Consider the following 12,698-nt stretch of genomic DNA (forward strand, 5'->3'; position numbering starts at 1 on the left):
AGTTACTAGGTTGAGAATTTGCTTAAGACTATAGGCAAGTGACGAAGTAAAAGTAAATTAATATTCTTTTAAGTTAACGATTCATTTATCTGATGTATTTGACGTTTCATCGTATTGTCTGGGATATAACCAAGATTTTTCTGACGATCATTAAAACTTATGTTATATATGTTTGTTAACATATTTGTCACATCTATAACCATAATACCGATATAAATATAATAAGGTTAATACGTCATGAAATTAGTGAAATCCCGACTCAACCAAGCGGTAGTGATCGCGTTAGCAAGTTCTACTATTGCGTTAACCGCTTGTGAGAAAAGTGCTGATGTCGCACCAGCCCCAACAGAAATAGCCAAACAAGCACCAGTACAAACGAGCATGGTACGTCAGGCGAGTGAATCGCTTTATGAAGATTATGCAAAAATGCGCGCTCAGCAAGTGAGTAACGTCAGTTATAATTTGCAAGTGACGCTAGACAATAAAAGCGAAAGTTTCTCCGGTGTTGCTGAATTGCATTTTGATTTAGCAAAAAACAATCAAAATGATCTCACTATTGATTTTGACGAAGGCACGGTTAATAGCGTAACCGTGAATGGTAAAGCGGTTAATTTTAACTATGAAAAATGGTTTATCACTATTCCTGCCAGTGAATTAACCTCAGGTAAAACCACAGTAGTTGTTGATTATCAACGCCCTTATTCAACCGATGGTTCGGGTTTGCATCGTTTTGTTGATCCAGAAAATGGTGAAGTGTACTTATACACTGATTTTGAACCTTATGATGCTAACCGCTTGTTTCCACATTTTGATCAGCCGGATTTAAAAGCGACTTATACCTTAGAGGTTACTGCTCCTGCTCATTGGCAAATTATTTCTTCAACACGCGAAAACAATATCGAAGAACAAGGTGATACTAAAGTTTGGCATTTTCCGGAAACGGCTAAGTTTTCTTCTTATGTTTTCTCATTACACGCTGGTAACTACGCGGTGTGGGAAGATGAATTTGAAGGCATGCCTTTACGTTTATTTGCTCGTCAAAGTTTAGCCAAATATGTCAAAACAGAAGAGTGGTTTAAGCCGACTAAGCAAAGCTTTAAATTCTTTAATGAATATTTTGGCGTACGCTATCCGTTTGGTAAATACGATCAAGTTGTTGCTCCTGATTTTAATGCGGGAGCAATGGAAAACGTTGCTGCTGTTACCTTCAACGAAGGCTTTATTGCCCGAGGTGAAAAATCGACTCAGGCTAAAATGCGTCTGGCAAATGTTATTGCACATGAAATGGCGCATATGTGGTTCGGTGATTTAGTGACGATGCGCTGGTGGAATGGTTTATGGTTAAACGAAAGTTTCGCTACCTATATGGCGAACTTGGAAATTAATAAAGCCAGTGATTTTGAAAACAGCTGGGATGTTTTTTATTCGGGCACCAAACAATGGGCTTATCGTAGTGATGACTCTGTTAATACCCATGCAATCGAATTGCCGGTAGAATCTACCGGCGTTGCGTTAACTAACTTTGATGGTATTACTTATGGTAAAGGGGCGTCAGTACTAAAACAGCTACCTTATTATTTAGGTGAAGAAAATTTCCGCGTTGGTGTCAGCAACTATTTGAAGAAATTTTCTTATAAAAACACCGAGCTGGAAGACTTTATCGGCGAGCTGGGTAAAGCTGCCGGTAAAGATATGAAACAATGGACGCAAGACTGGCTTTATCATGCAGGCTTGAACACCATTAAGGTTAACTACCAATGTAGTGACGGTAAAATTACCGAGTTAGCGATTAACCAAACTGCGCCTGAAGATTACCCAACATTACGTGAACAGCGGGTACAAGTTGGCTTGTATAATTATGCCAATGACAAAATGTCATTAACGGCTGCTATTCCTGTGATGTATAAAGGTGCGAACACTCAAGTAGCTGATGCTATTGGTCAAACTTGTCCGGATCTCGTCTATCCGAATGAAGCGGACTGGGGGTTTGTTAAGGTTGACCTCGATGAAAAATCATTGGGTTCACTACAACAACATATTAATGCCATTGATAATACCACCACACGTTTAATGCTATGGCAAAGCTTGGCTGACAGTGTACGTGATGCAAATTTAGCGGCAGATAAGTTTGTTCGCTTTGCTATTGATAATATTGAAGGTGAAAAAGACTATAATGTGGTGCGTAAAATTGCCGGTAGTTTAACAACTGCGTTACGATATTTATCGACAGCGACCCGTTTAAAGCAAAAAGATTATTCCGATATTTATCGTGAAGTCGAAGATTTGTATTTGCATTTATTAGAGCAGTCTCCTGCCGGCTCTGACTTCCAGAAGTTATGGTATAGCCGTTATGTAAATATCAGTAAAAATGATAAGCACTTGAAAAATTTGCTTAATATTCTTTATGGCGAGCAAACATTTGATGGCTTAACTATAGACCAGGATAAACGTTGGGCTCTTATTGGTCAGTTAAACCGTTATCAGCATGGTAATTATCAGGCGTTACTGGATGCGGAAAAAGTTAAGGATAACTCTGATTCAGGTGTTAAGCGTGCAATTTATGCTGAAGTGATTCAGCCGGACGAAAAAGTGAAAGCTAAATGGTTTGATGTGTTAGTGAATAATCCAGATAACCTTAAATTATCAACGTTACGCTTTATTATGTGGGGGTTGTTTCCATCCGAGCAGCACAAGCTGGAAGCGCCATATAAAGAGAAAATTTTGGCGCAGATCCCTAAACTGAACCAAGGCAGTGATTTAGGTTTACTGGATGAGTTTGCCAGTAATATGATCCCAAGTCAGTGTACTGCGGAAAGTGAAGCGGAATTAGCAAAACTTGTTGAGGACTATAAAGATATGAAATCACAAGTGGTTAAACCGGTGAAAGCGCGTCATCAAAATGTAGGTCGTTGTATTAAGGCACTTAAATTACTGAAGTAATTAGTGGACTATAAGTATCTTCAAAGGGCTCATTTGAGCCCTTTATTTTTATTTGGATTTACTTTTTTTAGCTTTAGCTCTTGTTTTGTTTATGCTTGAATAGTTCACTCAAGGAACTAGGAGAGCGTAATGAACGAAAAATTAAATTATGTTGAATTTCCCGCTCAGGATATTGAGCAAACTAAGCAGTTTTTTCAGACAGCATTTGATTGGGAATTTCAAGATTATGGTCCAGATTATACCGCCTTTGCTAATCAGGGCTTAGATGGTGGCTTTTATCGCGCTGAACTAAGTTCAACAGTGGCAGCAGGTGGCGCTTTGCTAGTGCTTTATAGTGAAGAGCTGGAGGCGACTCAGGTCCGGGTGGAGCAAGCGGGCGGTCACATAGCCAAGGACATTTTTTCATTTCCAGGTGGCCGACGATTTCATTTTATTGAGCCAAGCGGCAATGAACTCGCGGTATGGTCGGATAAATAACACTTTTGGCTAGCTAAAAAAGGTGGTCATAATAAAGATAGCTGACTGATATCGGCTATCTTCAGTTATCGTACTAATTTGAAATATTTTGTGATTAACTGTTGCAATAGCTGTTAGCTACCGGGGAAATACTCGCTTTGTTAGCAACTCTTACCTTAACGCATTGGCTGTTTTTAGTGATTTGCTCTTTTTGCACTAGCGTGAACTGTCCTTGTTCCTTATTGTGTAAGCTGTATTCAAAAGCTTCATCACTACCCTCAAAAATGGCGGTAAACAAACCGCCAACTAAAGCACCAGCAATACCGCCAGCAACCATATCTTCAGAGTTACCATCCAGTTCATCGATAACTCCTACGCCGGCACCTACAAGAACACCCGTTTTTACATCAGAAGACAGGGTGACAGCTTTGACTGATTGTACTGAGGCATAAAACTCTTTAACTACGTGATTTTGTTCAGCACGATCAACGCCTGGTGTTGCGCAACCGCTTAATAATAATAATGGCAATAATAGTCTTTTCATTAAAAACCTATAGTAAATGTTAAAGTGATAACGTTAGTATAATTTGGGGCGAAAAATATTCTGTTGAATATCTGTGCTGACTTTGTAAGTAACTGTAAGAGCCAGTACTAACAACGTTAGTACTGGGCGTCCCTATTGTTTTGGCTATTGTTTTAGCTATTGTGCGGCGATTAAGGCGAGAATTTCTTGTTGATATTGCAGCTGTTTTTGTTCAGTAAAGCCAACATGACGGCTGACAATTTTTCCTTGCTTATTAATAATAAAACTACTCGGCATACCTTTGAGTTTAAAGGCTTTAGCCACTTTGCCTTTGGGATCGTAAAAAATTGGAAACTGTGCTGGTGTTTGTTGTAAAAATTTTGCTGCTAATTCGCGATTGGTATCGAGGTTGACACTTAACACGGTAAAATTGTTATTACTGTGTTTTGCTTGCATTTCATTCATCCAAGGGAATGATTTACGACAAGGAACACACCAGGACGCCCAGAAGTCAAGGTATATCACTTTGCCTTGATGACTACTAACTAAGTTTTCAAACTCAGAGAGTTTATCGTCGCTTGCCTGAGCTGTTAATGTCGTTAGGCATATGAGAGAAAGACTAATGAGTCGGAAGATTATTTTCATTAGATGACCTTTATTATTTTGTATTAGTTGAGTGTATCGCGCTTGGCGTATCTATAAAAGTGACAATAACCTACTAAGATTAAGAAAAACTTAATAAAACAATTATTAGTATAAATTCACTATTGCTAAGACGAATTTTTGTTTCTGTGTAACAAAATATAAACCTCAGGTTGTTAATCGCACGAAATTGCGCTTCAATCGTATGTGAGCAGTATGCAAATAAAATTACTTATATGCTGTGATCGGCATAATAATAGATAAAAAGTGGGCACTATGGATAAATCAATAATTATAAATGGTGAGAAATACGCTATCGATGTAGACAACGATATGCCGTTATTGTGGTTCTTGCGAGACCGTTTAGAAAAAACAGGTACTAAGTTCGGTTGTGGCGCGGGTTTGTGTGGAGCATGTACTGTTCACGTAGACGGAGTTGCAACTCGCTCTTGTGTTACGCCAGTGGGAGTCTTAGCTGGTAAGTCAATTACGACAATTGAAGGCTTGTCAGATGATGGTGATCATCCGTTGCAAAAAGCCTGGCTTGAGAATAATGTTCCGCAATGTGGCTATTGTCAGGCCGGTCAGATCATGAATGCTGCTAGTTTGTTGAACACGAATCCAACGCCAAGTGGCAATGATATTGATAATGCAATGCAGGGTAATATTTGTCGCTGTGGTACTTATCAACGTATTAAAAAAGCGATTGCACAAGCTGCGGATGAATTAGCCAGGGAGGTTTCATAATGATGGTCGAAAATATTAGTCGTCGTGATTTCATTAAGTCTTCTGGTATTGCTGCTGGAGGATTAGTCTTAGGTGTTGCAACGCAGGTACCGGCATTAGCGTTTGCAGATGAACAAACTGACGCTGCATTTAATCCCAATGCTTTTATTCACTTACAAGAAAACGGTGATTTAATACTTTACTGCGGTCGTTGTGAAATGGGGCAAGGTATTAGTACCGCTTTACCTGCAGCAGTTGCCGATGAAATGGAAGCCGACTGGGCGCGAGTGACAGTCAAACAAGGTGATGCTGATGAAAAATACGGACCACAGGCAACGGGTGGTTCCGCCAGTATTTTGCGGATGTATGAGCCGATGCGGGAAGCGGGAGCAGCTGCTAAATTAATGTTAATTGCTGCAGCAGCGAAAGTATGGAAAGTCTCACCCGAACAGTGTATTGCCAAAGATCACGTGGTTTATAATCAACATAGTGGGCAAAAATTATCATATGGCCAGCTGGCAAGTCTAGCTGCAATGCAAGCGGTACCGGAAAAGCCGAAGTTAAAGGATAAGTCTCAATATAAGTATATAGGTAAGGCTTTGCCTCGTCATGATCAAAGACAGGTTGTTATTGGTGAGCGCATCTATGGAGTCGATACAAAAGTTCCAGGTTTGAAATATGCGGCTATTACCCATTGTCCTGTACTGGGTGGTAAGCTGAAATCGCTGGAGAAAACTGAAGCATTAGCAACTAAAGGGGTTATTGATGTCGTAGAGATCCCACGATTTGAGGTTCCTTACGGTTCTATCGGTGGTGTCGCGGTCGTTGCGGATAACACCTGGACGGCGCAACAAGCATTGAAAAAGCTTAAGATAGAATGGGAGCTTGGTGATAATGCTAGCTATGATACCGCTCAATATAAACAACAGCTGATCAAAAATGTTGAGCAGCCGGCGGAGGTGGCAACAGAGCGCGGTGATTTGAATAACGCGTTTGCTAATGCGGCACAAAAAATTAGTGCAACCTATACCGGAGGACATTTATCACATTCTCCGATGGAGCCCAATGCCAGTGTGGTTTATGTTGAAAAAGATCGCTGTGAAGTTTGGGCGGCAACGCAAGCACCAAAAGCGATTCAGGAAGTGCTAGGTCAGTATTTAGATCGAGATCCGAAAGATATTACTGTACATGTCACTATGGCTGGTGGTGCATTTGGTCGCAAATTTAAATGTGACTATGTCCAAGAAGCGGCGGCTATTTCTCAAAAAATTGGTGCGCCAGTACAACTCACCTGGTCGCGGGAAGAAGATATGCGCACGGGTTATTACCACTCTATCAATGCGCAGCATATTGAAGCTTCACTGGACAGCGATGGTAATGTAACTGGCTGGCTTCATCGGGTGGCATTTCCGCCGATCGCTTCTATCTTTGATGCCAGTGCGGTTAAACCGAGGAAAAATGATGTCAGTGCGGTAGATGATTACCCGTTTGGTTTACCAAATTTTCGCAGCGAAATTGGCGATGCAAAAGCTCATACTCGTATTGGTTGGTATCGCGCAGTGTATGCAATATTTTATGGCTTTTCATTTAGTACTTTTGCCGATGAACTTGCGTATAAAGCGGGTAAAGATCCGCTAACTTTTTTACATCAGCTTTATGATGCTAACAGCAATGAAGCTCAGGCTGAACAGGTTGCCCGTTCTAAAAATGCGGTACAAGTTGCAGCGGAAAAATCAGGCTGGTTTGAACGGGATAAGTTACCGCCAGGTCAAGGTATTGGCTTAGCGGTACACTTTAGTTTTAGAAGCTATGTTGCTATGGCGGTACGAGTTGAATCAGATGGAGATAATATTAAAGTACTGCAAGTGGATGCGGTGATTGATTGCGGCCAGGTGTTAAACCGCGATGGTGCTACTGCACAAATGGAAGGAGCGGTGGTGATGGGGATGTCATTAGCATTAAGCACTGAAATTACTTTCCGTAATGGTGCGGTGGTTAATAGTAACTTTCATAATTATCCCGTGATGCGCATTAGCGACATGCCTCAAGTGAATGTTCATATTATTGAATCGGATCATAAACCTACCGGCTTAGGTGAACCTGGAGTTGCGCCATTTGCTCCGGCACTGAGTAATGCCGTGTTTGCGGCATCAGGTAAACGCTATCGTGACTTACCATTTAAACCAATGACGGTTTAAAAACGAAACATCATAAGCTTTAATGGTTAAAAACCGCTTAGTGGCTACTAAGCGGTTTTTATTTTAGGTAAATTCTACGATGAGACTACTGTATTCGTTAATAAATGTTACCGGGTTACCTAAATGCTAGCGAAGATTGTTTGTTCATATTAAGGTGCTAATCGTCTATTATAATGTTCGTAGTTCGCATAGCGATATAACCAAGGGAAATTGTATGTTGTTTAAACTGGTGCTGGCATTGAGTTTAGGATGGTCTATAACGTTATCGGCAGATGAAATGACAGCTGAGCATCAACAATGGTTAAAAGATAAGTTTAGCGCACAACATGAAAAGCTGATCCCTATTGTGGCGGTGGCTGATATGTATTTTGCCTGTCATAAGGCTCGTGAAAAAGATCAAAAGCAATATCAAGTTGGCAGCCTGATCACACAAATGGATAAAAATGAACTCGCATTGAGATTGAGTGATTGTTTAAATGGCGAAGCACCTAATTCAGATACCGCGTTAAACTTTGGCTTAATAGGCTGTTTTCATGAGCAGTTAAAACAGCTTCCAGCAGAAGATCGTGCTGTTAAACAAAAACTGGTGCGTCAGGCTATTGCCAAGCTATCTAAACCGGAACGGCAACAAAGTTTTACTCAATGTGTTACTGATCAGGCGGTTGGTTACTTGAAATAGTTTTATTTGTTGGTTGTCCATCATTAAATGAACTCGGCAGGATCTCAACGCCTACCCATTTACCTAATTTAATTGCCAATGGGATGGTAATAGGTGCAAAGGGTAAGACGGCAACAACCCCGATCCCTAATCCTTTAAGGACATCGAGGAATTGTTGATTGGCTAACTTCATTTCTTCTGGCGTTGCTTGGCGCAAGGTATAGCGACGATAAATACTAAGCATTTCCTTGGTTTCAGCCTTTTCTTGGCTAAGCGCAATTTTAACGCGCACTAATTGGCGTTTAACTTTGATAGTTTGACGTCTACGACCGATACTAATAACCCGTCGAGGTGCCTTAAAAACATGAATCCAGATCCTCATTACAGCATTCTACCCTAATTTTCGTATTTATTTCACTAAATCCTCATTACATCAGATTAAAGAAATGGTTAATCTATTAATGTATTTGGTATAACGTAAATAAAAACTATTTTTCATCCTTGTGGTTATATTATAAATTGAAATAAATATTTAATTTAATAGGTAAAATTAGTGATTAAAAATATACTGATAGCTAAAATCTAGTGTCGTTTAATACGCAGATATTATAATTATTTCGTATACTGCTATAGCTTTATTATTAAAACTGTTAATAATTTGTAACAAATAGCGAACACTTTATACAGACTATTTTTGTTAAATAGACGACTAATCATTTATAGTTGTCGCTAATAATAAGTAATAAGGGTGAGATATGGGACACGAAACACCTAAAATCATAGTTGTTGATGATGATATGCGTTTGCGAGCGTTACTTGAACGCTACCTAGTTGAGCAAGGTTTTGTGGTGCGTAGTGCATCAAATGCTGAGCAAATGGATCGTTTACTTGAACGAGAAAATTTTCACTTACTGGTACTCGACCTCATGCTACCGGGTGAAGACGGCCTATCAATATGTCGGCGTCTACGTCAGAGTTCTAATGATATTCCCATTGTTATGCTCACTGCTAAAGGTGATGAAGTTGATCGTATCATTGGTCTAGAATTAGGCGCAGATGATTATATGCCGAAACCTTTTAACCCGCGTGAACTTCTGGCACGGATAAAGGCGGTATTAAGACGACGTGTTCAGGAAGCTCCGGGAGCACCATCTCAGGAAGAGAATATTATTGAGTTTGGTGAATATCAACTTAATTTGGCGACACGTGAGATGTTAAAAGGTGATGTGAATATGCCATTAACCAGTGGCGAGTTTGCGGTTTTAAAAGCTTTGATCACTCACCCGAGAGAGCCTTTATCCAGAGACAAACTTATGAACCTGGCGCGTGGCCGAGACTATTCAGCATTAGAGCGTAGTATCGATGTTCAGGTCTCCAGGTTAAGAAGAATGCTGGAAGAAGACCCGGCAAAACCAAGATATATTCAAACGGTATGGGGATTAGGCTACGTATTTGTACCTGAGGGTAAGGCGGTTGCTTAAGCAGTAGCTGATAAGATGAAAATACTGCCACGTAGTGCTTTTGGGCAAACTATTCTACTAATAGGTGTACTGTTACTGATCAATCAAGCCGTTTCTTTGGTCTCGATTATGGTCTATATCGTTCAGCCTAATTCACATCAGGTTGATCAGCTATTAGCGAAGCAAGTACGGGTAGTATTTATTGATGTCAAAGAGCCGGTGCTCAGTCCGGCGATGGCAGTAGCATTCCAGCGAGAAACCGGTATTGGAGTCTATACCGAACAAGATGCGCTGCCCCTTGGTTTACAAGACGCATTATATTACGAATTTCGCTCTCAAGTAATGTCGGAGTTATTGGGAGGACCCGCAGAAGTTCGTATTTCTCAAGGGGATGAGTATCTGTTTTGGATCCGTCCGCCACAAGCGCCTAACTATTGGGTGAAAATTCCGCTCACCGGTTTAGAAGAAGCTAACTATACTCCGCTTATTATTGTGTTAATGATACTCGGTGCTCTCAGTGTTATTGGAGGCTGGTTGTTTGTACGGCAACTTAATCGCCCGTTAAAAGCATTGCAATCGGCAGCTCATGAGGTGGGTAGAGGGGAGTTTCCAGCACCTTTGCTGGAGCGAGGTACAACTGAAATTGTTGCCGTAACTCAAGCGTTTAATCATATGTCGAGAGGGATCAAGCAACTGGAAGATGACCGGAATTTGTTAATGGCAGGAATTTCACATGATTTACGGACACCATTAACTCGTATTCGTCTGGCGACAGAAATGATGTCACAACAGGATGAGTTTCTAAAAGAAGGAATTGAAGCCGATATCGATGATATGAATACTATCATAGATCAGTTTATTGATTATATTCGTCATGATGTTAAAGATAAGGCTGAACTAACAAACTTGAATGTGTTATTACAAGAAGTGGTGCATGCAGAGGCGGTAAATGGCAGAAATATAGTATTGGCTGCTGGTGATATTCCTAAAATACCGTTACGTTATGTCGCCATTAAACGGGTAGTCGCTAATTTGATTCAGAATGCAATACGTTATAGTGAGCATGATATTATTATAGAATCAGGCCAGGAACCGTCAGGGCATTTTGTCTATTTTGCAGTATCTGATTCAGGTCCAGGGATCCCAGATGCGGATATTGAGCGTTTATTTCAACCTTTTACTCAGGGAGATAAAGCGCGTGGTACGGAAGGGAGTGGCTTAGGGCTAGCGATTATTAAACGGATTGTTGATATGCATGGCGGCCGAATTTTACTCACTAACCGTGAAACTGGCGGTTTATCTGCTAAGGTGATATTGCCAGTATCACTATAACTAGATTAGCAATTTATGGCCCAGATAAAAAAACCGAATAGCTTACTATTCGGTTTTTTTTATTTGTTTAGTTGGTGTGGCTGGTTACACTAAAGGTCCAGCTTTTACTAATGCCTTACCATTATCGGTATCGGTAAATTTATCAAAGTTATTGATAAAACGCTTAGCTAAGTCGACCGCTTTTTCATGCCATTGCTCGCTATGCTCGTATGTATCTCTTGGATCTAAAATTCCGTCTTCTACTCCGGCAACTTGCGTTGGTACGTTTAAGTTAAATAACGGTAGTACTTCAGTGTCAGCAGAATCGATAGAACCATCAAGAATGGCATCAATAATGGCGCGAGTTGCTTTAATTGAAATACGTTTGCCAGTACCGTTCCACCCGGTATTGACCAAATACGCTTCTGCGCCAACAGCTTGCATGCGGGTACGTAGGACTTCGGCATATTGTGTTGGGTGTAAACTTAGGAAAGCAGCACCAAAACAACTTGAAAATGTTGGTGTTGGCTCTGTAATACCACGCTCAGTACCTGCTAACTTAGCAGTAAAACCAGATAAAAAGTAGTATTCAGTTTGCTCTGGCGTTAATTTAGATACTGGTGGTAAGACACCAAATGCATCGGCAGTTAAGAAGATCACTTTTTTGGCATGGCCAGCACGTGATACCGGTTTAACAATATTATCGATATGATGAATTGGATAAGAAACACGAGTATTCTCAGTTTTTGAGTTATCATCAAAATCAATTTTACCATCAGCACCAACAGAGACATTTTCTAATAGCGCGTCACGGCGGATAGCATTATAAATATCTGGCTCATTTTCTTTACTTAAATTAATGGTTTTTGCGTAACAACCACCTTCAAAGTTAAATATACCATTGTCATCCCAGCCATGCTCATCATCACCGATTAATTCACGCTTAGGGTCGGTAGATAACGTGGTTTTACCTGTACCAGATAAACCAAAGAAAATTGCGACATCGCCTTCTTTACCTACATTCGCGCTACAGTGCATAGAGGCTATACCTTTAAGTGGCAACAGGTAGTTCATCATAGAGAACATGCCTTTTTTCATTTCACCGCCGTACCAGGTACCACCAATTAACTGCATTTTTTCTGTCAGGTTGAAAGCAACAAAGTTTTCTGAGTTTAATCCTTGTTCTTGCCAGTTAGGGTTAGTGGTTTTGGCACCGTTCATTACTACGAAATCTGGCTCATAGCTTTCTAATTCTGCGTCAGTAGGGCGAATGAACATATTTTTAACAAAGTGTGCTTGCCATGCGACTTCCGTAATAAACCTTACCTTTAAACGAGTATCCTCATTAGCACCACAAAAAGTATCCACAACGAATAGACGTTGTCCTGATAACTGTTCTGTTACTAATGATTTTAAATGGTCCCAAGTTTCTGGTGTCATAGGTTTATTATCGTTTTTCCCTTGATCTGACCACCATACGGTATCGCGGCTGACATCATCACGAACAATATATTTATCTTTAGGAGAGCGACCAGTAAAAATACCAGTATCGACAGAGACTGCACCGAGTTCAGTTACTACACCTTTATCAAAACCTGAGAGTTCTGATTTTGTCTCTTCTGCAAATAACAAATCGTAAGAAGGGTTATAAACAACTTCTGTTGTGTTGTTGATGCCGTATTGTGATAAGTCGATGTTTTTTTGCAAAACAGTCATAGCGGGTTAGCTCCTAAAGTATGACGTTAATGTAAATTAAGTGTACTCGGTATAAATTAGGGCGCAAT

General features: G+C 40.4%; 11 protein-coding genes. 7 read left to right on the forward strand and 4 right to left on the reverse strand.

The genetic code is table 11. From position 1 onward, the window contains the following. Window positions 1-237: 237 nt before the first annotated feature. Window positions 238-2,940 carry an aminopeptidase N gene (gene pepN / locus QQK06_RS10845; RefSeq protein ID WP_284244684.1) on the forward strand — a complete coding sequence of 901 codons (2,703 nt, stop codon included), beginning with the start codon at window positions 238-240 and terminating at the stop codon, window positions 2,938-2,940. A gap of 129 nt (window positions 2,941-3,069) precedes the next feature. After that, on the forward strand, window positions 3,070-3,417 hold the full coding sequence (locus QQK06_RS10850; RefSeq protein ID WP_284244685.1) for a VOC family protein: 348 nt from the start codon (window positions 3,070-3,072) through the stop codon (window positions 3,415-3,417). Between the two features lie 94 nt (window positions 3,418-3,511). Here QQK06_RS10850 and QQK06_RS10855 read toward each other — a convergent pair whose 3' ends face one another. Together QQK06_RS10855 and QQK06_RS10860 are read right to left on the reverse strand one after the other, a co-directional pair. Beyond that, on the reverse strand, window positions 3,512-3,940 hold the full coding sequence (locus QQK06_RS10855) for a hypothetical protein (protein ID WP_284244686.1): 429 nt from the start codon (window positions 3,938-3,940) through the stop codon (window positions 3,512-3,514). 156 nt (window positions 3,941-4,096) lie between these two features. Then, window positions 4,097-4,564, reverse strand: coding sequence for a TlpA family protein disulfide reductase (locus tag QQK06_RS10860; RefSeq protein WP_284244687.1), 468 nt, complete (start codon window positions 4,562-4,564; stop codon window positions 4,097-4,099). 273 nt (window positions 4,565-4,837) lie between these two features. On the opposite strand from QQK06_RS10860, the gene QQK06_RS10865 reads away from it, so the two are divergent. The 3 genes from QQK06_RS10865 to QQK06_RS10875 all read left to right on the forward strand — a co-directional run bounded on the left by QQK06_RS10865 (window position 4,838) and on the right by QQK06_RS10875 (window position 8,164). Then, window positions 4,838-5,308: a (2Fe-2S)-binding protein gene (locus QQK06_RS10865; RefSeq protein WP_284244688.1), complete on the forward strand. Its 471-nt coding sequence runs from the start codon at window positions 4,838-4,840 to the stop codon at window positions 5,306-5,308. Continuing rightward, window positions 5,308-7,485, forward strand: a complete 2,178-nt coding sequence (locus QQK06_RS10870; protein WP_284244689.1) for a xanthine dehydrogenase family protein molybdopterin-binding subunit — start codon at window positions 5,308-5,310, stop codon at window positions 7,483-7,485. The genes QQK06_RS10865 and QQK06_RS10870 overlap by 1 nt, the downstream gene beginning before the upstream one ends. 214 nt (window positions 7,486-7,699) lie before the next feature. Further along, complete coding sequence (locus tag QQK06_RS10875; protein WP_284244690.1) at window positions 7,700-8,164, forward strand: hypothetical protein; 465 nt, start codon at window positions 7,700-7,702, stop codon at window positions 8,162-8,164. Here the strand turns inward: QQK06_RS10875 and QQK06_RS10880 are convergent. Next, a complete protein-coding gene (locus QQK06_RS10880; RefSeq protein WP_284244691.1) occupies window positions 8,133-8,525 on the reverse strand; it encodes a hypothetical protein in 393 nt (130 codons plus the stop codon). The two genes, QQK06_RS10875 and QQK06_RS10880, sit on opposite strands and share 32 nt — an antisense overlap. Window positions 8,526-8,898: 373 nt before the next feature. Here QQK06_RS10880 and ompR point away from each other — a divergent pair, with 373 nt between their 5' ends. Then, window positions 8,899-9,624 carry an osmolarity response regulator transcription factor OmpR gene (gene ompR / locus QQK06_RS10885; RefSeq protein WP_284244692.1) on the forward strand — a complete coding sequence of 242 codons (726 nt, stop codon included), beginning with the start codon at window positions 8,899-8,901 and terminating at the stop codon, window positions 9,622-9,624. 15 nt (window positions 9,625-9,639) lie between these two features. Further along, window positions 9,640-10,935 (forward strand): two-component system sensor histidine kinase EnvZ, encoded by a 1,296-nt coding sequence (gene envZ / locus QQK06_RS10890; RefSeq protein WP_284244693.1) that lies wholly within the window; start codon window positions 9,640-9,642, stop codon window positions 10,933-10,935. A gap of 84 nt (window positions 10,936-11,019) precedes the next feature. On the opposite strand, the gene pckA is transcribed toward envZ, so the two are convergent. Then, on the reverse strand, window positions 11,020-12,630 hold the full coding sequence (pckA, locus tag QQK06_RS10895; protein ID WP_284244694.1) for a phosphoenolpyruvate carboxykinase (ATP): 1,611 nt from the start codon (window positions 12,628-12,630) through the stop codon (window positions 11,020-11,022). Between the last annotated feature and the right edge of the window lie 68 nt (window positions 12,631-12,698).

It is taken from the genome of Thalassotalea insulae (genome assembly GCF_030161395.1).
GTDB classification, from domain to species: domain Bacteria; phylum Pseudomonadota; class Gammaproteobacteria; order Enterobacterales; family Alteromonadaceae; genus Thalassotalea_E; species Thalassotalea_E insulae.

Coding starts and splice junctions, on each gene's coding strand:
- QQK06_RS10880 (WP_284244691.1), bottom strand. CDS start 8,525: ATGAGGATCTGGATTCATGTTTTTAAGGCACCTCGACGGGTTATTAGT.
- QQK06_RS10875 (WP_284244690.1), top strand. CDS start 7,700: ATGTTGTTTAAACTGGTGCTGGCATTGAGTTTAGGATGGTCTATAACG.
- pepN (WP_284244684.1), top strand. CDS start 238: ATGAAATTAGTGAAATCCCGACTCAACCAAGCGGTAGTGATCGCGTTA.
- QQK06_RS10850 (WP_284244685.1), top strand. CDS start 3,070: ATGAACGAAAAATTAAATTATGTTGAATTTCCCGCTCAGGATATTGAG.
- QQK06_RS10855 (WP_284244686.1), bottom strand. CDS start 3,940: ATGAAAAGACTATTATTGCCATTATTATTATTAAGCGGTTGCGCAACA.
- pckA (WP_284244694.1), bottom strand. CDS start 12,630: ATGACTGTTTTGCAAAAAAACATCGACTTATCACAATACGGCATCAAC.
- QQK06_RS10860 (WP_284244687.1), bottom strand. CDS start 4,564: ATGAAAATAATCTTCCGACTCATTAGTCTTTCTCTCATATGCCTAACG.
- QQK06_RS10870 (WP_284244689.1), top strand. CDS start 5,308: ATGATGGTCGAAAATATTAGTCGTCGTGATTTCATTAAGTCTTCTGGT.
- envZ (WP_284244693.1), top strand. CDS start 9,640: ATGAAAATACTGCCACGTAGTGCTTTTGGGCAAACTATTCTACTAATA.
- QQK06_RS10865 (WP_284244688.1), top strand. CDS start 4,838: ATGGATAAATCAATAATTATAAATGGTGAGAAATACGCTATCGATGTA.
- ompR (WP_284244692.1), top strand. CDS start 8,899: ATGGGACACGAAACACCTAAAATCATAGTTGTTGATGATGATATGCGT.